17 protein-coding genes are annotated in these 21274 nt (G+C 67.4%); 9 read left to right on the top strand and 8 right to left on the bottom strand.

The window, feature by feature from the left end; translation table 11 throughout:
- Positions 1 to 36: 36 nt before the first annotated feature.
- The 4 genes from ACSQ3M_RS26160 to ACSQ3M_RS26145 form a co-directional block, all read right to left on the bottom strand.
- Positions 37 to 1428 carry a hypothetical protein gene (locus tag ACSQ3M_RS26160; RefSeq protein WP_436153006.1) on the bottom strand — a complete coding sequence of 464 codons (1392 nt, stop codon included), beginning with the start codon at positions 1426 to 1428 and terminating at the stop codon, positions 37 to 39.
- Positions 1425 to 2144, bottom strand: coding sequence for a GntR family transcriptional regulator (locus tag ACSQ3M_RS26155; RefSeq protein ID WP_436153005.1), 720 nt, complete (start codon positions 2142 to 2144; stop codon positions 1425 to 1427). Before ACSQ3M_RS26155 ends, ACSQ3M_RS26160 begins: the two co-directional genes overlap by 4 nt.
- A 120-nt stretch (positions 2145 to 2264) precedes the next feature.
- A complete protein-coding gene (locus ACSQ3M_RS26150; protein WP_436153004.1) occupies positions 2265 to 3173 on the bottom strand; it encodes a LysR family transcriptional regulator in 909 nt (302 codons plus the stop codon).
- A gap of 81 nt (positions 3174 to 3254) precedes the next feature.
- Positions 3255 to 4229 (bottom strand): L-threonylcarbamoyladenylate synthase, encoded by a 975-nt coding sequence (locus tag ACSQ3M_RS26145; RefSeq protein WP_436153003.1) that lies wholly within the window; start codon positions 4227 to 4229, stop codon positions 3255 to 3257.
- A gap of 167 nt (positions 4230 to 4396) precedes the next feature.
- Here ACSQ3M_RS26145 and ACSQ3M_RS26140 point away from each other — a divergent pair, with 167 nt between their 5' ends.
- A complete protein-coding gene (locus ACSQ3M_RS26140; RefSeq protein ID WP_436153002.1) occupies positions 4397 to 6172 on the top strand; it encodes an acyl-CoA dehydrogenase in 1776 nt (591 codons plus the stop codon).
- A 206-nt stretch (positions 6173 to 6378) separates the two neighbouring features.
- On the opposite strand, the gene ACSQ3M_RS26135 is transcribed toward ACSQ3M_RS26140, so the two are convergent.
- Positions 6379 to 7101: a class I SAM-dependent methyltransferase gene (locus tag ACSQ3M_RS26135; protein WP_436153001.1), complete on the bottom strand. Its 723-nt coding sequence runs from the start codon at positions 7099 to 7101 to the stop codon at positions 6379 to 6381.
- A 221-nt stretch (positions 7102 to 7322) separates the two neighbouring features.
- Here ACSQ3M_RS26135 and ACSQ3M_RS26130 point away from each other — a divergent pair, with 221 nt between their 5' ends.
- Together ACSQ3M_RS26130 and ACSQ3M_RS26125 are read left to right on the top strand one after the other, a co-directional pair.
- Entirely contained in the window at positions 7323 to 8171 is an 849-nt protein-coding gene (locus ACSQ3M_RS26130; protein WP_436153000.1) for an SDR family NAD(P)-dependent oxidoreductase, read from the top strand.
- 14 nt (positions 8172 to 8185) lie between these two features.
- The gene (locus ACSQ3M_RS26125; RefSeq protein WP_436152999.1) at positions 8186 to 9046 is read left to right on the top strand and encodes an SDR family oxidoreductase; all 861 of its coding nucleotides are present in this window, start codon (positions 8186 to 8188) and stop codon (positions 9044 to 9046) included.
- A gap of 128 nt (positions 9047 to 9174) precedes the next feature.
- Here the strand turns inward: ACSQ3M_RS26125 and ACSQ3M_RS26120 are convergent, their stop codons facing one another.
- Complete coding sequence (locus tag ACSQ3M_RS26120) at positions 9175 to 11676, bottom strand: methyl-accepting chemotaxis protein (RefSeq protein WP_436152998.1); 2502 nt, start codon at positions 11674 to 11676, stop codon at positions 9175 to 9177.
- A 219-nt stretch (positions 11677 to 11895) separates the two neighbouring features.
- Between ACSQ3M_RS26120 and ACSQ3M_RS26115 the strand changes: the two genes are divergently transcribed.
- The 3 genes from ACSQ3M_RS26115 to ACSQ3M_RS26105 all read left to right on the top strand — a co-directional run bounded on the left by ACSQ3M_RS26115 (position 11896) and on the right by ACSQ3M_RS26105 (position 16261).
- Positions 11896 to 12885, top strand: coding sequence for a magnesium transporter CorA family protein (locus tag ACSQ3M_RS26115; protein ID WP_436152997.1), 990 nt, complete (start codon positions 11896 to 11898; stop codon positions 12883 to 12885).
- Between the two features lie 38 nt (positions 12886 to 12923).
- The gene (locus ACSQ3M_RS26110) at positions 12924 to 14702 is read left to right on the top strand and encodes an SLC13 family permease (protein WP_436152996.1); all 1779 of its coding nucleotides are present in this window, start codon (positions 12924 to 12926) and stop codon (positions 14700 to 14702) included.
- Between the two features lie 191 nt (positions 14703 to 14893).
- A complete protein-coding gene (locus tag ACSQ3M_RS26105; protein ID WP_436152995.1) occupies positions 14894 to 16261 on the top strand; it encodes a dicarboxylate/amino acid:cation symporter in 1368 nt (455 codons plus the stop codon).
- 10 nt (positions 16262 to 16271) lie between these two features.
- Here the strand turns inward: ACSQ3M_RS26105 and ACSQ3M_RS26100 are convergent, their stop codons facing one another.
- Both ACSQ3M_RS26100 and ACSQ3M_RS26095 read right to left on the bottom strand, forming a co-directional pair.
- The gene (locus tag ACSQ3M_RS26100) at positions 16272 to 16844 is read right to left on the bottom strand and encodes a hypothetical protein (protein WP_436152994.1); all 573 of its coding nucleotides are present in this window, start codon (positions 16842 to 16844) and stop codon (positions 16272 to 16274) included.
- Positions 16845 to 16849: 5 nt separating this feature from the next.
- Positions 16850 to 17893, bottom strand: a complete 1044-nt coding sequence (locus ACSQ3M_RS26095) for a cysteine synthase A (RefSeq protein ID WP_436152993.1) — start codon at positions 17891 to 17893, stop codon at positions 16850 to 16852.
- Between the two features lie 79 nt (positions 17894 to 17972).
- On the opposite strand from ACSQ3M_RS26095, the gene ACSQ3M_RS26090 reads away from it, so the two are divergent.
- The 3 genes from ACSQ3M_RS26090 to ACSQ3M_RS26080 are packed head-to-tail and all read left to right on the top strand — an operon-like array spanning position 17973 to position 21272.
- Positions 17973 to 19232, top strand: coding sequence for a class I SAM-dependent RNA methyltransferase (locus tag ACSQ3M_RS26090; protein WP_436152992.1), 1260 nt, complete (start codon positions 17973 to 17975; stop codon positions 19230 to 19232).
- An 18-nt stretch (positions 19233 to 19250) separates the two neighbouring features.
- Positions 19251 to 20657, top strand: a complete 1407-nt coding sequence (locus ACSQ3M_RS26085) for an FAD-binding oxidoreductase (RefSeq protein WP_436152991.1) — start codon at positions 19251 to 19253, stop codon at positions 20655 to 20657.
- Between the two features lie 3 nt (positions 20658 to 20660).
- A complete protein-coding gene (locus tag ACSQ3M_RS26080) occupies positions 20661 to 21272 on the top strand; it encodes a DUF4166 domain-containing protein (protein ID WP_436152990.1) in 612 nt (203 codons plus the stop codon).
- Positions 21273 to 21274: the final 2 nt, after the last annotated feature.

Here is a 21274-nt window from a genome sequence, read left to right as displayed (position 1 = left end):
CTGTTCCGCCGCTCTCCCGAAGCCGGCGGCTGATCGTCAGTCACCCTCCCGCCAGATCGCGCCGAGCCGCGCGATCTTCTCGTCGGAGAGGTAGCCGTAGCGGTTGAGATGTAAGTTGCGGCAGGGCGTCCCGAGCACGGCACGGAACCGGCGCTCGACATCATCAGGCGGGCCATAGCCATGCGCGATCACCGAGAGGCGCGAACGTTGGATCTGGCCGCCCCCGATCTCGACGGTCCGGCGCAACGCGGCGTCATCGGCCGGATGCGGCTCGTGCGGCTCTGGGTAGCGCAACGCGTCGAGGCAAGTGGCCCCGCCATTGAGACCGAGCCAGCGATGAAACTCGGTGAAGATTGCATCTGCATCTACACCGGTGACAGCAGCCAGCCGCTCGACATAGCCACGTTCGATCATCGGCCAATGCATCGTGTAGTGCTTGATCGCGATCTCGTCGGCGACGCCGTCGACCGCCGCAAAGTCGAAGCCGGAGAGCCGGTTGAGCGGAGGCGGGAAGGCCTGCATCACCACGCCGACCCGGCCGTAGGAGACTTCCCTCACGATAGCGGTCAGTGCGCCGACATAGTCGGTGACGATGGCGCTGCGAAAGGCGAGTAGATCGGCCGCCCAACCGGCCGGCCGCAGCATGGCGTCGATCGCAGCGGCCTTTGTGGCCATCTGCTTTCGCGCCTTGCGGAGCCCTTCCAGCGCCCGCGCCCGGATCGCCTCGACATCATGGCCGAGTTCCTGTCCGCGCTTCACCGCCGGCGGACTGAAGTCGAAGAGCAGGCTGTCGAGCGCATAGGGCGGATATTCCGGCCAGTCGAAGCGCAGCGCATCGCAATCCGGATAGTTCGCCAGCAGGTCGGCGACGAGGGCGCGCATATAGGCCCGCAGGCCCTCGCTGGCGAGGCTGACATTGGCGTCGACGCGATTGCGGACCGGCGTTCCGAACACGGTCAGCGGTTCGTCTGTGCCGGCGTCGGGGCGCTGTTGCACGCGCAGCGCCGGCGGCGCTGCAGCCATGACCTGGAGCTGGGTCGTCATGCCGGCGCGCTTGGCCCTGCTCAGCATCTGCGCGACGATGTGGCCTTCGCGATGCGTCAGCGCGTCCGGCTCCGGCGGGGCATAGGGCGTATCGCGGTAGAAGCGCGGATTCGGGATGAAACTCGGTGCCGTTCGCATCCACAGGGCGGTATCGCCCCAGAGCGGCCGATCGAGCGTGCGGGCAAGGCCCGCGCCGGCGTCGGCCGGTGGCTCGCGCATGCCCAGCCGCTCGGCGCAGCGCTCGGCGACGGACGGCATCGTGCAGAACACGTCGCAACCGAGGCGCTCGACGATGTTCTCAAGGACGGAGTCGACACCTTCGGACTGGGCGTAGTCGGGCATCACCGTGATACCCAGCGAGCGCTTCGGGGCAGGCGTCATCATGGCGTGCGCACGAAGGGGTGGGCGTGGCCGGCGAGCCGTTCGAGGAAGATGCCGTTGGCCTCGATATGGACGTGCATCGCGGCGTGGGCCGCATAGGGATCGCCCCGCTCGATCGCGCCGAGAATGGCGCGGTGCTTGGCGAGCGCGTCGCCGAGCGCGCCACGCTGGGCGACCATCAGATGATGGACGCGCTCGAGCTGCGCCCGCGCCCGATCGACACTCATCCACATCTGATCAAGGCCCTGATGGGCGAACAAGGCACGATGGAAGCGCTCATCGCACTGATAGGCGTAGGCAGCATCGCCGGCCGCGACCGCTTCGGCATGGTCGGCGAGGGCCCGGCTCATCTCCGCGATCAGCGCCGGGGCGCGATTGGCGGCAGCCTGCGAGACGGCTTCGCCTTCGAGCAGCCGGCGGATCAGAATGGCCTCGCCGATCAGCTTTGGCTCGATCAGCGAGACGAAGGTGCCGAGATTGGGGAAGACGTCGAGCAGCCTCTCCTCGGCCAGCCGGGCGAAGGCCTCGCGCACCGGCGTGCGGCTGACGGCATAGGCCGTGCCGACGTCTCCCTCTGAGAGGGCGCTGCCGGGTGCAATGGCCAGCGTGACGATCGCGGCGCGCAGGGCGCGATAGACCTGCTCCGGCGCGCGCATCGTCCGGTCGATGGCAGCGGCTGGAAGGGCAGTAGGCTGATGATTGCGGGCGAGGCGGGGCATGGCGCTTTCTCTAACCAGAGTACCGGTATACAGGCTTTTGAAGCGACGCAAGAATTGACGACATCCGTCGCCTGCGATGGGAAAGGGTATCTGGGAGGTGCGGGTTTGGCGCGGGGCGCGCTACTCCGTGCCTTCGAGCAACGCCTTGCGCTTGGCCAGCTCGCCACCGACGAAGTCCATGAAGGCGCGGACCCGCGGCGCGTGCCTGATGTCGGGATGGGTCAGGATCCACAGGCCGGTCGAGAAGTCCGGGTCCGGCGGCAGCAATCGCACCAGCCCCGGCCGCTGGTCGGCGATGAAGCAGGGCAAGGGGCCGATCCCCATTCCCAGCTCCACTGCTTCCGTCAACCCAAGGACGGCCGAGGAGCGCAGTGCAATCCGGTCCGCCGGGACATGGTCGCGGACATAACGGGCCGCCTTGACGTAACCGAGAGGGTCACCGAGCGCGACCCAATCGCGCCGGAAGAACAGTTTCGGATCGGCGATCTCGGCATCCGTCGCCGGCGCGTCGGCGCGGGCGTAGACGGCCCAGTTGAGGTTGCCGAGGCGCCGGCCGACCAGCGTCTCGCCCGGTGAATCGCTGGCCCGGATGGCAACGTCGGCGTCACGGCGCGACAGGTTGAGCGTCTGGCTCGCCATGACGACATCGAGCCGGATCAGCGGGTGTGCCGCCCGGAACGCTGCGAAGATCGGCAGCAGCGTATGCAGATAGAGCGTGTCCGTGGTGGTGACGCGCAACTCGCCGGAGGGAGCAAGGTCGCGCCCCGCGAGCCGGCGCCCGAAGGCGGTGACGTCGTCATCGATGCGCGAGGCGAGCGTGGTCATCTCCTCGCCGGCCGAGGTCGCGACATAGCCGGTCTTGCGTCGCTCGAAGAGGGCGTGGCCGACCTGCTCCTCGATCTGCCCGAGCCGGCGGAACACGGTCGAATGATTGACGCCGAGCGCGGCGGCCGCACCCGTCAGCCCGCCGGCGTCGGCGATCGCTTTGATCAGGCGGAAATCATCCCAGGCGAGCTTGGACGTCGACAACGGGCACTCTCCGGCCATTTCGCGCGCCAGCATTGCCAGATCTTGCGGAATTGCAAGCGGATGCAGGCGATCCCGCTGGCTTCAGCGCGGGGCGGCGGCGCGCTTCAGCCGGTCGTTGATCGCCTCGCCGAGCCCATGCACCGGGATTGGCGCGACCGCGATCGTCTTCGGGCCGCGATCGTCGAGCTGGCGCAGGGCGGCGAAGAGATGGGCGGCCGCTTCGGTCAGGTCGCCTGCCGGGCTGAGGTTGAAGGCAAGCGCGGGCAGGCTGCCGTTCGGCTCCGGCCCGAAGCCGAGCCAAGCTTCGCCCGGTCGCGGTGCTTCCGCATCAAGCCTCACGGCGGCCTGCGGCGCGTAGTGCGAGGCGAGCAGGCCGGGCGCGAGCGGAGCCGAGCCGCCTTCCTCGACGATGACGAGGGTTTGCCCGATCGCCGCCTCAAGCGCCGCGCGCGGCACACCGCCGGGCCGCAGCAGGCGCGGAGCGCCGCCGAGGCAGGCGACGATGCTGGACTCGACCCCGACCTCCGTCGGCCCGGCATCGAGCACGGCGTCGATGCGGCCGTCGAGGTCGGCGAGCACGTGGTCGGCTTGCGTTGGGCTGACCCGTCCCGAGCGATTGGCCGAGGGCGCCGCGATCGGCCGGCCGGCGGCTTGCAGCACGGCGCGTGCGACCGGATGCGACGGCACCCTGAGCGCGACGCTGTCGAGGCCGGCGCGGGCGAGGCTGCAGACCGTGCAGGCGCTCGACGCTGGCACGACCAAAGTGAGGGGCCCCGGCCAGAACGCCTTGGCCAGCGCCAGAGCCGGAGCATCGAACAGACCCTGACGCCGCGCTGCGTCCACGTCCGGCAGATGCGAGATCAGCGGATTGAAGCTCGGGCGTTCCTTGGCGGCGTAGATCGAGGCGACGGCCCGGTCGTCGCTGGCGTCGGCGGCGAGCCCGTAGACTGTCTCGGTCGGCAGCGCGACCAGCTTGCCGGCTCGCAGCAACTCCGCGGCCACGGCGATGCCGGCCGCGTCGGCGGAAAGGCGCTGGGTCTGGCGAGGTCCGGTCACGGCTGCTCTTGAAAGTTCATATGTAAACTATAACAATGCCGACGCGGCATGCGCGAAGACGCGCCGGCTGGCGCGTGGCGGCGGGCATAGTTCGTCGCTAACATCGCCGTCAAACGCAACGAGCAGAATGCCCGACGGAAATGCACGGGCGCCGAGGGAGGTAAGCGATGTCGTACCGTGCTCCGGTCGAGGATATCCTGGCGACGATGCGCCATGTCGCCGGGCTCGACGCCCTGATCGCCGAGGGCCTTGCGCCGGAACTCGCTGATGGCGTCACCGAGGCGGTGCTTGAGGAAGCCGCGAGGTTCGCCGGCGACGTGCTCGCTCCCCTGAATATCGTCGGCGACCGGCACGGCTCCAAGCTCAAGGACGGCGTCGTCGTCACGCCACCGGGCTGGAAGGAAGCCTATCACGCCTGGGCTAAAGGCGGTTGGAATGCGCTTCCGGGGCCGGAAGCCTATGGCGGCCAGGCCCTGCCGGTTTTGGTGCAATCGGCCTGCACCGAAATGTGGAATTCGGCCGCCTTCGCCTTCGCGCTCGGCCCGCTGCTGACGGTTGGCGCGATCGAGGCGCTGCACGCCCATGGCTCCGACTATCTCAAGGAAACCTATCTCGCCAAGCTCGTCTCTGGCGAGTGGATGGGCACGATGAACCTGACCGAGCCGCAGGCCGGCTCGGACCTCAACGCCCTGCGCTCCAAGGCGGAGCGCGCCGGCGATGGCACCTATCGCATCAGCGGCCAGAAGATCTTCATCACCTATGGCGATCACGAGATGACGGACAACATCGTCCATCTCGTCCTCGCCCGCCTGCCCGATGCCCCTTCCGGCACGCGCGGCATCTCGCTCTTCCTCGTGCCGAAATACCTCGTCAACGCCGACGGCTCGCTCGGCGCGCGCAATGATGTCCGCTGCACCGGCGTCGAGCATAAGCTCGGCATCCACGCCTCGCCGACCTGCGCGATGAGCTATGGCGACGAGGGCGGCGCGATCGGCTGGCTGATCGGCGAGGAGAATCGCGGCCTCGCCTGCATGTTCACGATGATGAACAATGCCCGCCTCAACGTTGCGGTGCAGGGTGTCGCCATCGCCGAGCGCGCCTACCAGCAGGCGCTTTCCTTCGCGCAGGAGCGCAAGCAGGGCACCGCGCTCGATGCGCCGAAGGGTGCGCCGATGAGCCCGATCATCGTCCACCCCGACATTCGCCGCATGCTGATGGAGATGCGCGCCAAGACGCAGGCCGCGCGCACACTCTCGCTGCTGCTTGCCGCCTTGCTCGACCGTTCGCAGCGCGAGACCGACGAGACCAAGCGCAAGGCCGCAGCCGAACGGGCGGCGATCATCACGCCCGTCGCCAAGGCCTATGCCACCGATATCGGTGTCGAGGTCGCCTCCACCGGTGTCCAGGTCCATGGCGGCATGGGCTATGTCGAGGAGACCGGGGCGGCCCAGCATCTGCGCGACGCCCGCATCGCCACGATCTATGAGGGTACCAACGGCATCCAGGCGATCGACCTCGTGCTGCGCAAGCTGCCGCTTTCCAATGGCGACGCGGTCAAGGCGCTGATCGGCGAGATGCGCGGCGTCGTTGCCGAGGTGCGCGAGGCCAACACGCCCGGCTTCGGCCACAGTGCGGCGCGGCTCGGTGCGGCGGTCGACTCGCTCGAGCGCGCCACCGAATGGATGCTGGCGACCATGGGCATCGATCAGGCGAGCGTGCTCGCCGGCGCGACGCCCTATCTCAAGCTCTTCGCGCTCGCCCAGGGCGGTACCGGCCTCGCGAAGAAAGCGCTGGCGATGCGGGGCGAGGATCAGGGCGCCGCGGCGCTCGCCACCGCCCGCTTCTATGCCGAGCACCATGTCGGTGAAGCCACCGCGCTGGAGCTCGCCGTGACGGAGGGCGCCGGCGCCGTCGAGGATTCGGCTGCGGTCTTCGCGGCGTGAATGCGCTCCAGCCAGCGATGGCAGAGGGGGCAACCGCGAGGAACCCTTCTCCCGAGTGGGAGAAGGGCAGGGATGAGGGCCTGCCCTTACCTAAGAAGGCGCAGCGGCGCCGCATCGTTCCAACAATCAACGGCGGTCCCTCACCCCTACCCCTCTCCCATCCGGGAGAGGGGATCCCGCGCTCCGCCGTCACGGACAGCGCCTCGTCAGGCAGTCGCTGCCTTTCTGACTCGCATGTGCAGGAACAGCGGCGCGACATAGGTGTCGGCGAGATAGGGCACGGCCTTGGCCGTCTCAGCATCGACGCCCGGCTCGTGCATGTGCTCGATCCGGAAGCCGGTGGCGACCAGCAGGTTGACCCAGTCGCTGAGCGTGCGGTGGAAGCGCGGCACCCGGAACGGCTCGACCTTGGCCTTCTCCTCGGTCGGCGCCGCGCCGAAGCGCCAGCTCTCGATCTCGCCATTGGTGACGCGGAAATACTCGCGCACCTCGATGCCGAGCACGGTGCCAGCCTCGTCGCGCATCACCTTGCGGCCCGGCGTCGCGAAGCAGGGATGCAGGATCGAGAACTGCAGGAAGCCGCCGGGCTTCAGTACGCGGCTGGCCTCGGCGAAGGGCAGGGCCATGCCGTCGGCGAGGCGATAGGCGATGCCGAGCGGGTTTACAGCCTCGGCTTCCTGCGCGTGGCGGATGAAGGTCGGGGCGATGTCGATCGCGGTGATGTGCGCGCCTGCCTCGGCGAGCTTGCGCGTATTCGAGCCTTCGCCGCAGCCGATGTCGAGACCGGCCAAGCCGGTGACGTCAGGCAGGTTGGCCAGGAAGGCCGGGGTGTTCTGGGCGTCCCGGTAAAGGTCGTAGCCGGCCCGCGCGTGCCGGGTCCAGGTTTCGGCATTGGCCTCCCAGCAGGCCGCGACGTCGCTCGCTTCCATGATCGTCCTCGCCGTTCGGGGGAGGGGGCTTCTAGCTCAGCTTGTCTTCGCGGGAAACCTCATCGTCATTCCGGGGCTTCGCGAAGCGAAGAGCCCGGAACCCAGAACCGATGCGGCTTCGGACAGTGGCGATCGGCAGTCACGCTTTCACGACAATCCTCATCGGTTCTGGGTTCCGGGCTCAGGCCTGCGGCCTGCCCCGGAAAGACGGGGTGGTTCCGATGACCCCCGGTCCGATCGCCGGCAAGGTCTGCCTCGTCGCGGGCGCCTCGCGTGGGCTTGGACGCGGCATCGCCCGGGCGCTCGGCCAGGGCGGCGCGAGCGTGATCGTCACCGGTCGCTCCAGCGAGGCCGGGCCGCGCACCGACCAGCGCTCGGAAACCTTCGAGGACACGGCTCGCGAGGTCGAGGCGGCGGGTGGCCGTGGCGAGCCTTATCGCTGCGACCACACCAATGAGCGCGAGGTCGACCAGCTCGTCGCCTGGTCGCTGCGCCGTTTCGGCCGGCTCGATTGCGTCGTCGACGCGGTCTGGGGCGGCAATGAGGGCTATGATGGCGAGCGCTATCCGGACGGCTCAGCCTTCGGCGCCCCGTTCTGGCGCCGACCCGTCGCGCGGCTCGGCCAGAGCTTCGAGAGCGGCGTCTATGCGCAGTTGCTGCTGGCCCGCGCTGTCGCTCCTGCGATGGTGCAGATGCGCCAGGGCCTGATCGTCACGGTCAGCTTCGACACCGCCGGCGGCTATCTTGGCGATGTCTTCTACGACCTCGCTAAGGCGGCGATGAACCGGCTGACGCTGGCGATGGCGCAGGAGCTTTCGCCCTATGGTGTCACGGCGCTCGGCCTGTCGCCCGGCCATGTCCTGACCGAACGGGTGCGCGACGCCGGCATGGCTGCCGAGACCACCGAGACGCCGCTCTATGCCGGCCGGGCGGTCGCTGCGCTCGCTGCAGACCCGGATGTCGCCCGCCACGCCGGACAGATGCTGCATGCCGCCGATCTGGCGCGCACCTACGGTTTCACCGATGCGGACGGCACGCAGCCGGACCGGTTCAGCTTGCAGAATTCATGAGGAAGGAGACCAGCATGTCGCTCAAGGGCAAGACGCTCTTCATCACCGGCGGATCGCGCGGCATCGGGCTCGCCATCGCGATCAAGGCAGCGCGCGACGGCGCCAATGTCACCATCGCCGCCAAGACGGCCGAGCCGCATCCCAAGCTCGAAGGCACGATCTACACCGCCGCCGCCGAGATCGAGGCGGCCGGCGGCAAGTGCCTGCCACTGATGGTCGACGTCCGTGACGAGGCGAGCGTCGCGGAGGCGATCGCGAAGACGGCGCAGACCTTCGGCGGTATCGACATCGTCGTGAACAATGCGAGCGCGATCTCGCTGAGCAACACGCAGATGACCGATATGAAGCGCTACGATCTGATGCACCAGATCAACACGCGCGGCACCTTCATGGTCTCGAAATACGCCATTCCCCATCTGGAGAAGGCTGAGAACCCGCACATCCTGATGCTGTCGCCGCCGCTCGATATGAAGATGCGCTGGTTCGCGCCGCATTTGGCCTACACCATGGCGAAATACGGCATGAGCATGTGCGTGCTCGGCCTTGCCGGCGAGCTTGCGCCGAAAGGTATCGCCGTCAACGCGCTCTGGCCGCGGACGACGATCGCGACAGCTGCCGTCCAGAACCTTCTCGGCGGCGACAAGATGGTGCAGGCGAGCCGCACTCCGGAGATGATCGCCGACGCGGCCTGGATGGTCTTCAACAAGCCGTCGCGCAGTTTCTCGGGCAACTTCCTGATCGACGACAGCTTCATGGCTGGCGAGGGCGTGACCGACTTCACGCCCTACCGCGTCGACCCGTCAGTGCCGCTGATGCCCGACTTCTTCGTACCCGAGGAGATGACGCCGCCGCAGGGGGTAAAGGGCGGCGTCTGAGCCTCGATCACGTTATCTGCATTTGGACGGAACCGTCCAAATGCAGATAACGTGATCGATTCTAATAGTTTAGAGCATGCTTTACGCGAAAAACCGTTGCCACTTTTTCGCAGCATGCTCTAGCGAGCTCAGAACTCCTCCCACTCGCGCTCCCGCGCCGCGCCGCCCGCGACCTTGCGGGCGGGCATAGGAGCGCTGTGGGCGGCGGAAGGCTGCGCCTTCCGCGCCGGCGCGCGCGGAGCAGAGCGCGTTTCCGACATCGCGGCTGCGGCGAGGTTGCGCAGGCGTTCCGGCTCGCTGCTGGCCCCGGCATCGCTGCCCGCGATGCGGAAGGCCGCGACGAGCCGATCCAGGCTGTGGATCTGATCGGCGAGAGAGGCTGCGGACGCCGCGCTTTCCTCGGCGAGGGCGGCATTCTGCTGGGTCATCTCGTCCATGTGGGCGACGGTCTGACTCATCTCGTCGATGCCGTTGGCCTGCTCGCCGGCTGCCGCCGAAATCTCGACGACGGTCGCAGCGACCTGCCTGGAGGCCGAGACGATCTTGTCGAGAACTGTGCCGGCGGAGCGGACCAGCTTGACCCCTTCCTCGATCTCGATGGTCGAGGACTGGATCAAGGTCGTGATGTCCTTCGACGCCTCGGCAGAGCGCTGCGCCAACGTCCGGACCTCCGAGGCCACCACGGCGAAGCCCTTGCCGGCATCGCCGGCGCGGGCTGCTTCGACGGCGGCGTTCAGTGCCAGCAGATTGGTCTGGAAGGCGATGCCGTCGATGACGGAGGTAATGTCGGTGATCTTGCGCGAGGCGGCCTCGATCCGCTCCATCGCCTCGACGGCGTTCTGCACGATCGTGCCGCCTTGCTGGGCCACATTGGTGGCCTCATCGGAGGCCGATGCCGCAACCTTCGAGGAGCCAGCGCTCGCCTTGACGGAGGCTGCGAGCTCCTCGGTGGTGGCCGCGGTCTCCTCGAGCGAAGCTGCCTGCTCCTCGGTCCGCTTGGCGAGATCGTCGGCGCCCGCCTTGATTTCGCGGGCCGAGGCCGAGACCTGTGAGGTCGTCGCCTGGATGCCGCCGATCGTCTCCGAGAGCCGCTCGACCGTCTCGTTGACCGAGTGCTTCAGCTCGGCGAAGCGGCCCTGATAATCGGTCGCGATCCTGCGGGTCAGATCGCCCTGCGAGACTGATGCCAGGATGTCGGCGAACTCCGTGGTCGCGCCATCGACGACGGCGTTGATCTGGTTGATGCCGTTGACCAGCTGTTGCATCTGCGCGTCGGCGTTCTCCAGTTGCAACCGCGCGCTGAAATCGCCAGCCGCTGCTGCGGCGACGACCGTCCCGACATCGTTGACGACGGCGATCATGGACTCCGTCCGTGCAGCCCGCTCGGCTGCAGCGGCGCGCTCCTGCGCCTCGAGGGCCTGGACGCGCAGCCCGTTCTCCTTGAACACAAGGACGGCGGCAGCCATCCCGCCGATCTCGTCATTGCGGCCGCTGTCGATGATCTCGGTCGAGAAATCACCTTGCGCCAATTGCTTCATCGAGGCGGTCAGCGAGGTGATCGGGCGCGTCACGCGGCTCTGGACCAGCCAGAGCCCGACGAGAGCCAGCACGAGCGCGGCCGAGAGGACGAGGCCGTACATGACGAGCGAGCGCATCGCTGCCGCCGCCTTCGCGTCGGCGGCATCCGACACGACATCGATGGCGCGGCTTGCCACGGCGCCGACGGTTTCGGAGGCGGCGACGATCTGGTCGCGCCATTGGTCGGGGTTGATCGAAGGCTTGCGCCCGCCGGTCGCATTGGCGACCAGATCGGCCCGCGTCGCCTTGAAGGTGCCGCCGAAATAGGTGTTCTCAGCGGTCGCGAGCGCGTCCTTCAGCGCCTGGGGCGCAGTCGCCTGGGCGATGAGCTGTTTCACCACGCCCCATGCGAACTCCATGCGCGCGTCGTTGACGATGACCGCGTTGCTTTCCTTGGCGTCCAGCGGCCGGTCCTGGGCGACGGCGTTGTTGAGGATGATCGTCGATGATCCGCTGAGCGAGCGCGCTGCCCAGGCCATCGAGCGGATGGATGTGAGGCTGGCGAAGTTGGCGTCGAGAACGAGGATGCGTTCTTCGAGCGTCGTCGATGCACTCTCGAGCGCCGTCAGGAACTTGCCGGTCTGGGCCATGCTGGTCCCGACCAGCTCCTTCTCCCGCGACTCCACCGGGAGTTTCCAGTTGGCGTCGATCTTCGCCCGCAACGGTTTGAGCGCCGCGACATGGCTGTCGATCTCGTTCGATACGGTTGCTGCAGTGCTGTAGCCGTTCTTTTGCACGATCGCCTGCGCCGTGGCGATCGCATCGTCGAGCCGCTTGCGCCGCGTCAGCACGTCCTCGATCATCCCGCCATTCTTGTCGGTGGGCATCGTCATCGCGCTGGCGCCGTTGCCGCGTTCGTAACGGAGATTCTGGAGCGCGGCGAAATAGGCCTTGTTCAGATCGGCGAGAACCGAGACCTCGACGGCCGTGTTGTAGCGCGTCCAGGCCTGCCAGAGCGATTGCGTCGAGAGCGTTACGATCGCCGCGCTGGCAAGACCGAGGACGGTCAGGAGCATGGTCTTGATGCTGAGGTTTTTCGCGGCGTTGAGCATGGCAAACTCGGAAGAGAAACTGATCTGATCGGTGTCTCATCCTGCGATTTATTTTATGCTAACCAAGCTGCCGTGCCGGGGACGTCCTTGCCAGGGCAAGTGAATACCGCGTCGGGATCAAGCATCACCCGGGGCGTGTCATCGGTTTGACACTGCAGGGCGTTTGGAGTTGGTGCAGTGCAAATCGCGCCTCGGGCGCCTGATTCCGGATGACCGGCCATGCTCCTGATCCACGGCATTTGCCAGACGCACGGCGACAAGCTCGCCCATCGAACCCTGGCCGTCGATGAGGAGATTCCACCGGGCTCGATCTGGATCGACCTCTTCAATCCGACATCGGCCGAGGACGCCAAGGTCGAGCAGCATCTCGGCATCTCGATCCCGACCCGTGAGGAGATGCACGATCTCGAGCCCTCGGAGACGATCTATGCCGAGGATGGCGCGCATTACATGACGCTGCGCGTCATCTGCCAGTCGGACACGAATGTCCCCCGCCTCGCCGACGTCACCTTCATCCTGACCGAGAAGGCGCTGGTCACGGTGCGCTATGACGAGCCCGGTGCCTTCAACATCTTCATGAGCCGCGTCACCAAGCCCGGCGGCTGCGAGCTCGAGCCGGCCGGCGTCATCGAGGGGTTGATCGAGGCGATTGTCGATCGCGCCGCCGAGGTGCTGCGCGGGGTCGGCGACCGCATCGACCTGCGCTCGCGCCAGATCTTCGACGGCAACAGCGCCAGCGTCGAGCAGGGCCGCGTCTATCAGGCCGTGGTGCGCAAGATCGGCCAGTACGAGCACATCATCTCGAATGTGCGCGAGAGCATGGTCTCGGTCGAGCGGGTGCTGCTCTACCTTTCGGCCAACTTCAAGCGCACCAAGAAGGCGGCGAGCGGTTTCACGCCGGAATGGCGGGCCGCGATCCGCGACGTCCAGGCGATCGAGGAGCACGCCACCTTCCTGTCGAACAAGCTGCAGTTCATGCTGAACGCGACGCTCGGCCTGGTCAGCATCGAGCAGAACAAGATCATCAAGCTGTTCTCGGTCGTCGCCGTGGTCTTCATGCCACCGACGCTCGTCGCCTCGATCTACGGCATGAACTTCGAGAAGATGCCCGAGTTGAAGTGGGAACTCGGCTATCCGATGTCGCTCGTGATCATGGTGGTCGCGGCGATCCTGCCCTACCTCTTCTTTCGCTGGAAGAAGTGGCTCTGACCTCGCCGGGGCGACCCGGCTTCCGCTAGCCTGCCCGGATGACGCTGCCACAGATTCTGTCCTGCTCCCTGGTCGCCGCGATGATGGTGGCCTTCGTCTGGGGCAAGCTGCGCTATGACGTGGTCGCCCTGTTGGCACTGCTCGCCGGCGTCATGCTTGGCGTCGTCCCGGCCAAGGAGGCCTTCAAGGGCTTTTCCGACGACATCGTCATCATTGTCGCCAGCGCCCTGATCGTCAGCGCCGCAGTGGCGCGCTCCGGCCTGGTCGAGACCGCGCTCGCCCGCATCGCGCCGGCGCTACGCTCGACGCAGGCGCAGGTCGCTGTCCTCGTCTTCGTCGTCGCCGCCATGTCGGCGATCATCAAGAACATCGGCGCGCTCGCGATGATGCTGCCGATCGCCTACCAACTCGCCCGCAAGGACGGGAAGTCGCCCTCGGTCTTCCTGATGCCGATGGCCTTCGCCTCGCTGCTCGGCGGCATCGTCACGCTGGTCGGCACCTCGCCGAATGTCATCGTCGCCCGCGTCAGGCAGGAGCTCGGTGGCGAGCCCTTCGCCATGTTCGACTTCACGCCGGTCGGCATCGGCATTGCGGTCATCGGCTGCGCTTTCCTCAGCGTCGCCTACCGGCTGCTGCCGAAGGATCGCCAGGGCTCGCGCTCGCTCGACCAGGCTGTCGACATCAAGGACTACGTCACCGAGGCGCGCCTGCCCGAGAAGGGGCCGCTCACCGGCAAGACGGTCGCCGATCTCAGGAGACCGGGCGATGGCGAGGTCGAGGTCGTCGCGATCCTGCGCGATGGCGAGCGCCGCCGTGCCCCGCTCCCCGATGCCAGCCTGCGCGCCGGCGATATCCTGCTGCTACGCGGCGAGCCAAAGGCGCTGGAGCGGGTCATCGCGGCGGGCGAGCTCGAGCTTGCCGGCCAGCATCGCTCGACGCAGCGCGAGGGCTCGCTCGATCCGGCCCGCACCGGCGAGGCGATCGTCACGCAGGGCTCGCTGCTCGAAGGCATCAGCGCCGCCGAGATCGATCTGCACGCGCGCTTCCACATCAACCTGCTCGGCATCAGCCGCGCCGGCGAGCGCTTCACCGAGCGGCTGCGCGATATCCGCCTGCGCCCCGGCGACGTCGTCTTGCTGCAAGGCGACGAGGACCTGCTGCCGGAGCGCCTGCGCGAGCTCGGCCTGCTGCCGCTGGCGGCGCGCAGCCTTCAGCTCGGCAGCACCCGCCGCCGCCTCGTCACCGGGACGATCGTCGCCGCGACGGTGATCGTTGTCGCGCTCGGGCTGTTGCCGGTGGCGATCGCCTTCTTTGCCGCTGCGGTGCTCCTGCTGGTGACGCGTGCGCTGACGCTGCGCGATGCCTATGATTCGGTCGAGGCGCCGATCCTGATCATGCTGGCGGCACTGATCCCGGTCAGCGACAGCCTGCGGGTCACAGGCGCGACCGATGTCTTCGCCGGCTTGCTGGCGCAGGTCGGCGCTGGCCTGCCGGGCTGGGGTGCGGTCGGGCTGATGCTCGTCGCCGCCATGGCGGTGACACCCTTCCTCAACAACGCCGCGACCGTGCTGGTGATGGCGCCGATCGGCGCCGGCTTCGCCAAGACGCTGGGCTATAATCCCGACGCCTTCCTGATGGCGGTCGCGATCGGCGCGGCCTGCGACTTCCTCACCCCGATCGGCCACCAGTGCAACACGCTGGTGATGGGCCCGGGCGGCTATCGCTTCGGCGACTATGCCAGGCTCGGCGCGCCATTGTCGCTGCTGGTGATCCTGCTCGCGGTGCCGTTGATCCTCTGGGTCTGGCCGCTACGCTGAACACGAAGCGTTCGTCAGTGGCTGATCCAGCCCGAGAGAAAAGAATTCATGCCGGGCCATTCCGACGGAGAATGTTTCCACTGGCAGGATGGCTCAGAATGGAAGTATTCGGCTTCCCGCCAACTGCCGAGATGCCTATATATGCGGCAGATATTTTCGAGCCGCGCTGCGGTGATTGACGAGACCTTGCCATGACCACGACGACCTCCCGAGCCGGCGCGGCGACTGCCGGCGCCAAGCCGTTCTATGCGAGCTTCGGTTTCCAGGTTCTGGCCGCCATGGTGATCGGGCTCGTGCTCGGCTGGGTCGCGCGCAATATCGGGCCGGATGCGGCCGGGCAGCCGAATGGGCTGACGACCACGCTCGCGACGGTCGGCTCGATCTTCGTGCAATTGCTGCAGGCCCTGGTGCCGCCCCTGATCTTCACGGCGATCGTCGCCTCGATCAGCAATCTCAGGCAGCTCTCCAACGCGGCGGCACTGGTCTGGCAGACGCTGCTCTGGTTCGCGCTGACCGCCTTCATCGCCGTGCTGATCGGCATCGCACTCGGCCTCATCATCCAGCCCGGCATCAATTCGGGCGTGCTCGCCGCCAGCGCCAAGGCGCCCGGATCGGTCGGCTCCTGGCTCGACTTCCTGAAGGGGCTCGTGCCCGCCAACGTCTTCGGCCTGCAGGCCTCGACCCGGATCGATGGCGGGGCGGCGACCACCCGGCTCGGCTTCAACGTGCTCCAGCTGCTCGTCATCTCGATCGTTATCGGCGTCGCGGCGCTGAAGGTCGGCGAGCGCGCCAACAGCTTCCTCGCCTTCAACGAATCTTTGCTGGCGATCGTCCGCAAGATCCTGTGGTGGGTGATCCGGCTGACGCCGATCGGCACCATCGGCCTGCTCGGCAATGCCGTGGCGCAATATGGCTGGCAGACCCTGCAGCAGCTCTCCTGGTATGCGTTCGCGATCTATCTCGGCCTCGCCATCGTGCTGCTGATCGTCTACCCGGCCCTGCTCGTCCTGCACGGGCTCTCGCCGCTGCGCTTCTTCGCCGGCGCCTGGCCGGCGATCCAGCTCGCCTTCGTCTCGCGCTCCTCGGTCGGCACCTTGCCGGTGACCGAGGCCGTGACCGAGAAGAGCCTGGGCGTGCCCAGGGAATATGCCGCCTTCGCCGTGCCGCTCGGCGCGACCACCAAGATGGATGGCTGCGCGGCGATCTACCCGGCGATCTCGGCGATCTTCGTGGCGCAGTTCTACGGCGTCCCGCTCGGCCTGCAGGAATATGTGCTGATCGCCTTCGTCTCGGTCATCGGCTCGGCTGCGACCGCCGGGCTCACCGGCGCGACGGTGATGCTGACGCTGACGCTGTCGACGCTCGGCCTGCCGCTCGCCGGCGTCGGCCTGCTGCTCGCCATCGATCCGATCCTCGACATGGGCCGCACGGCCGTGAATGTCGCCGGCCAGGCGCTGGTGCCGACCATCGTCGCCAAGCGGCAAGGCATGCTCGATCAGGCGCAGTACGACCGCGCCGGCGACATCGAGGCGATTGACGCCGGCGCCCAAACCGCCTGAGGCGGACTCATCAGCGCGGCGGAAGCTTCGAGAGCAGGGCCTCGCCGCGCGGTGACAACCGGTAGCCGACTTCAAGGCTTTCGGTCAGGCCGAGAGCCTTGAGCTTGCGCACATCCTGCTTGAACGGGAGCATCTCGCGCCCGAGCAGCTCGGCGAGTTCGGCGGCGCGTCGCTCGGGATAAGCCGCGATCAGTGCGAGCGTGGCGTGCGTCCAAGGCTGGCGCGCATCGAGCCGGGTGAGGCGCTGGACCAGCTGCTCCGCTTCGGCGTCCGTCAGGTCATCAGCTTCGCGCAAGGCTGCGCGCGGATCGGGGCCGGCCAAACGAACGCGGACGCGATAGAGCTCGCCGTCGCGGCCAGCCAACGCAGCGAGCGCATCGTCGAGTGAGCCAAAGCCGGCGGCTTTTGCTACGGCGTCATCGATGTCAGCTTCGGAGATCAGCTCGACCGCGTCGATGGCGAGCTGACCGATCGCTGTCAGCAGCGTGCCGCCGCTCTTGACGCTCGGCCGACGCCAGCGCCGCAGGACAATGGTGATGTTGCCCCCGGCGATGCCCTCAAGCGTGCGCCGGTCGAGCAGCACGGCGTTTAGGCCATCACCTTGGCCAGCACATCCTTCAGCCCGCCATCGCGCTCCAGCCAGCCGGGCACCGGCAGGTTCTTCGAGCGCAGGAATTCCGGATTGAACAGCTTCGACTGATAGCGCGTGCCGTAGTCGCAGAGGATGGTCACGATGGTGTGGCCGGGCCCCATCTCCTTCGCCAGCCGGATCGCGCCGGCGACATTGATGCCGGAGGAGCCGCCGAGGCAGAGGCCCTCTTCCTCCAGCAGCTGGAAGCAGAGCGGGATCGCCTCTTCGTCCGGAATCTGGAAGGCGACGTCGATCGGCGCGCCTTCGATGTTTTTGGTGATCCGGCCCTGACCGATGCCCTCGGTGATCGAGGACCCCTCGGCCTTGAGCTCGCCGGTGGTGTAATAGGCGTAGAGCGCCGCGCCCATCGGGTCGGCGAGGGCGATGCGGATCTTCGGATTGAAGCCCTTGAGCGCGATCGCGACGCCGGCGAGCGTGCCGCCGGTGCCGACGGCGCTGACGAAGCCGTCGACCTTGCCGTCGGTCTGCTGCCAGATCTCCGGGCCGGTCGTCTCGATATGGCCCTGGCGATTGGCGACATTATCGAACTGGTTGGCCCAGATCGCGCCGTTGGTCTCCGTCTTTGCCAGCTCCTCGGCGAGGCGGCCGGAGACCTTCACATAGTTGTTCGGGTTGACGTAGCCGACGGCCGGGACCTCGACCAGGGTCGCGCCGGCGAGCCGCAGCATGTCCTTCTTTTCCTGGCTCTGCGTCTCCGGGATGACGATCACGCTGCGATAGCCGAGCGCATTGCCGACCAGCGCGAGGCCAATGCCGGTATTGCCGGCCGTGCCCTCGACGATGACGCCGCCTGGCTTGAGCGCGCCGCTCTTTTCGGCGTCGCGGATGATGGCGAGCGCGGCTCGGTCCTTGACCGATTGGCCGGGGTTCATGAACTCGGCCTTGCCGAGGATCTCGCAGCCGGTTTCCTGCGATGCTCGCTTCAACTTGATCAGGGGGGTGTTGCCGATCGCTTCGACGACGCCGTTGCGGATAGTCATATTAGACAGCTCCAGCCATTTCCCTGCTTGCCGTCACCTGATAGGCCAAACCTTCCTGCAGGTCATCAGTATCGAAACCATGTCCGCCCTCGCCATGAATGAAACGCTCACGATCGCGCGGCTCGGCCAGCGCGGCGACGGCGTCGCCGATACGGCGGAGGGCCAGGTCTTCGTGCCCTTCGCCCTTCCGGGCGAAAGCGTGCGGGCCGTGCGCGACGGCGATCGGGCGCAAGTCGTCGAGATTCTCGCGCCATCGGCATCGCGCATCGCTGCGATCTGCCCGCTCTTCACCCGCTGTGGCGGCTGTGCCGCGCAGCATATGGGCGAAGGCCTCTATGCCGAATGGAAGCGCCAGCAGGTGGTGACGGCGCTGTCCCGTGCCGGGCTGGAAACGCAGGTCGCGGCACTGGTCGATGCCCATGGCGCCGGCCGCAGGCGCGTCACCTTCCATGCGAGGCGCGACGCTGACGGCATGCGCGTCGGCTTCATGGCGGCGAAGAGCCATGACCTGATCGAGGTCGAGGCCTGCCCGGTGCTGGCCCTTGGCTTGGCGCGGGCGCCCGCCGTGGCGCAACTCCTTGCCAACCGCCTGCGCTCCTCGAACAAGCCGCTCGATATCCAGCTCACCGCCTCGCAGGCCGGGCTCGATGTCGACATCCGTGGCCACGGACCGGCCGGCGATTCCTTACGCCGGCAACTCACCGAAGCAGCCGAGCGGCTCGACCTGGCGCGACTAGCCATGCATGGCGAGGTCATCGTCGAGCGGCGCGCGCCCTTCCAGCTGATGGGCAAGGCCTCGGTGACACCGGCGCCCGGCGGCTTCCTGCAGGCGACGGCAGAGGGCGAAGCAACCCTGTCGCGCCTTGTGCTCGATGCGATCCCGAAGGCGAAGCGCGTCGCCGATCTGTTCGCCGGCTGCGGCCCGTTCAGCGTCCGGCTTGCCGAGAAAGCGCAGGTTTCGGCCTTCGAGAGCGACAAGGCGGCAATCCAGGCGCTAAGCCGGGCCGCCAATCATACGCAGGGCTTGAAGCAGGTCGCAGTCGAAGCGCGCGACCTCTTCCGTCGCCCGCTGCTCGAGCATGAGCTCAACGCGTTCGACGCCGTCGTGCTCGACCCGCCGCGGGCGGGCGCCGAGGCACAAGCCAAGCGGCTCGCGGCCTCGAAGGTGCCAGTGGTGGCCTATGTCTCCTGCGATGTCGGCAGCTTTGCCCGCGACGCGGCGCTTTTGGTCGCAGGCGGCTATGCGCTGGAGCGCGTGACGCCGGTCGACCAGTTCCGCTATTCCGCCCACATCGAACTCGTCGGCGTCTTCCGCAAGGCTGCCGGCAGCCGCAGATAAGATCGCCTTGGAGGCAGGATGAGCGCGCCCGTTATCGAAGCTCTGGCCGGCATCGTCGGCGCGAAGAATGTGATCACCGACGCCGATGCGATGGTGCCCTATCTCAAGGAGCCGCGCGGTCTCTTCCACGGCAAGGCGCAGGCCGTAGTCCGGCCGGGCTCCGTCGCCGAGGTTTCTGCCCTGATGAAGTGGGCGAGCGAGACCGGCGCGACGGTCGTGCCGCAAGGCGGCAATACCGGCATGGTCGGTGGCCAGGTCCCGGTCGCTGAGGGCCGGGAGATCATCCTGTCGCTGCAGCGGCTCGACAAGATCCGCTCGGTCGATGTCGACGGCGACACCATGACCGTCGAGGCCGGTGTCATCTTGCAGAAGGCGCAGGAGGCGGCCGAGGCGGCCGGGCGGCTCTTCCCGCTCTCGCTTGCCTCGGAAGGCTCCTGCACGGTCGGCGGCAATCTCTCGAGCAATGCCGGCGGCACCGCCGTGATCGCCTATGGCAATGCCCGCGAGCTTTGCCTCGGCCTCGAGGTCGTCCTCGCCGACGGGCGCGTCTGGAACGGCCTGCGCCAATTGCGCAAGGACAACACAGGCTACGACCTCAAGAACCTCTTCATCGGCTCGGAAGGCACGCTCGGCATCATCACTGCCGCCGTGCTGAAGCTCTTCCCATTGCCGATGGCGCGCGCCACCGCCTTCCTCGCCGTGCCTGATCCGGAAGCCGCGCTGTCCCTGCTCAACAAGGCCAAGGCCAGCGCCGGCGGCACGCTCACCACCTTCGAGATCATGCCGCGCATCGGCCTCGACTTCGTCGTCCGGCACGCCAGCGGCGCCCGCGACCCGCTCTCGGAGCCCTCACCCTGGTATGTGCTGATGGAGGTCTCGGCGCAGGCCGAGGCCGGACTGAGCGAGGCGGTTGAGGCCTTCCTCGGCGAAGCCTTGGAAGAGGGGCTCGTCACCGACGCCGTGCTCGCCGGCTCGCTCGGCCAGCGCGCCGATCTCTGGAAGCTGCGCGAGATGCTCTCCGAGGTGCAGACCCATGAGGGCGGCTCGATCAAGCACGACATCTCCGTGCCGCTCCATGCCATGCCCGAATTCCTGAAGCGGGCCACCGCCAGGGTCGAGGCGATGGTGTCGGGTTGCCGGCCGGTGCCGTTCGGCCATCTCGGCGACGGCAACATCCATTTCAACGTCAGCCAGCCGGTCGGCGCCGACAAGGCCGCCTATCTTGCCGGCTGGAGCGCGATGAACGAGGCGGTGCACGCCATCGTCACCGAACTCAAGGGCTCGATCTCGGCCGAGCACGGCATCGGCCGCCTCAAGCGCTCGCTCCTGCCTGGCGTCAAGGACCCGGTCGAACTCGACCTGATGCGCACGGTGAAGGCGGCGCTCGATCCCAAGGGCGTGCTCAATCCCGGATCGGTGCTGTAGCGCATGAGCGAGCGCCGGCCGGTCTTCCAGGAGGTGCTCGGCGAGGACTGGGCGAAGCTCGGCGAGGTCATCCGGCGCCATTACTTCCTGCGCTCGTTCAGCGACGACTACATCTGCGTCAAGGGCGTGATGCACGAGGTCGAGCACAGCGCCTTTGCCAGATTGCTGCTGCCCTTCGCCCGGATCGTCGGAGCGCTGGTGCCCTATCGCGGCCGCGACGTGCCGATCGAGGTGCACTACACCGCCCGACCAGAAGACGGGACGCTGCACTGGGACCGGGTGTTCCATTTCGCCGGGCGCAAGCCGTTCCATTTCCGCTCGCGCATGCAGCAGACGGGCCCGAACCAGGTCATCGAGTTCGTCCGCTTCGGCGTCGGCATGCGCCTCAGGGTCACGGCGGAGGAGGGCGCGCTGGTGTTCCGCGACGAAGGCTATGTCTGGCGGCTCTTCGGCTACGACTTGCCGTTGCCCGTCGGGCTTCTCCTCGGCACGGGCTATATCGAGGAGCGGCCGATCGATGATCGCAGCTTCAGCATGCGGATGACGCTGAAGCATCCGCTCTTCGGCGAGCTCTTCCGCTACAGCGGCGTGTTTGCGGTTCCGGAGGAGGCGTGACC

Source organism: Allobosea sp. LjRoot90 (assembly GCF_964254315.1).
In the GTDB taxonomy this organism is placed as follows: Bacteria; Pseudomonadota; Alphaproteobacteria; order Rhizobiales; family Beijerinckiaceae; genus Allobosea.
The sequence above is the reverse complement of the archived record's forward strand: the minus strand, read 5'-3'. Positions and strand labels throughout refer to the sequence as shown.

What these genes read in the sequence shown, in the direction of transcription:
- ACSQ3M_RS26125 (WP_436152999.1), top strand. Translation starts at nt 8,186, where the DNA reads ATGTCGCTCAAGGGCAAGACGCTCTTCATCACCGGCGGATCGCGCGGC.
- ACSQ3M_RS26095 (WP_436152993.1), bottom strand. Translation starts at nt 17,893, where the DNA reads ATGACTATCCGCAACGGCGTCGTCGAAGCGATCGGCAACACCCCCCTG.
- ACSQ3M_RS26105 (WP_436152995.1), top strand. Translation starts at nt 14,894, where the DNA reads ATGACCACGACGACCTCCCGAGCCGGCGCGGCGACTGCCGGCGCCAAG.
- ACSQ3M_RS26080 (WP_436152990.1), top strand. Translation starts at nt 20,661, where the DNA reads ATGAGCGAGCGCCGGCCGGTCTTCCAGGAGGTGCTCGGCGAGGACTGG.
- ACSQ3M_RS26120 (WP_436152998.1), bottom strand. Translation starts at nt 11,676, where the DNA reads ATGCTCAACGCCGCGAAAAACCTCAGCATCAAGACCATGCTCCTGACC.
- ACSQ3M_RS26155 (WP_436153005.1), bottom strand. Translation starts at nt 2,144, where the DNA reads ATGCCCCGCCTCGCCCGCAATCATCAGCCTACTGCCCTTCCAGCCGCT.
- ACSQ3M_RS26130 (WP_436153000.1), top strand. Translation starts at nt 7,323, where the DNA reads ATGACCCCCGGTCCGATCGCCGGCAAGGTCTGCCTCGTCGCGGGCGCC.
- ACSQ3M_RS26110 (WP_436152996.1), top strand. Translation starts at nt 12,924, where the DNA reads ATGACGCTGCCACAGATTCTGTCCTGCTCCCTGGTCGCCGCGATGATG.
- ACSQ3M_RS26135 (WP_436153001.1), bottom strand. Translation starts at nt 7,101, where the DNA reads ATGGAAGCGAGCGACGTCGCGGCCTGCTGGGAGGCCAATGCCGAAACC.
- ACSQ3M_RS26160 (WP_436153006.1), bottom strand. Translation starts at nt 1,428, where the DNA reads ATGATGACGCCTGCCCCGAAGCGCTCGCTGGGTATCACGGTGATGCCC.
- ACSQ3M_RS26085 (WP_436152991.1), top strand. Translation starts at nt 19,251, where the DNA reads ATGAGCGCGCCCGTTATCGAAGCTCTGGCCGGCATCGTCGGCGCGAAG.
- ACSQ3M_RS26115 (WP_436152997.1), top strand. Translation starts at nt 11,896, where the DNA reads ATGCTCCTGATCCACGGCATTTGCCAGACGCACGGCGACAAGCTCGCC.
- ACSQ3M_RS26090 (WP_436152992.1), top strand. Translation starts at nt 17,973, where the DNA reads ATGTCCGCCCTCGCCATGAATGAAACGCTCACGATCGCGCGGCTCGGC.
- ACSQ3M_RS26140 (WP_436153002.1), top strand. Translation starts at nt 4,397, where the DNA reads ATGTCGTACCGTGCTCCGGTCGAGGATATCCTGGCGACGATGCGCCAT.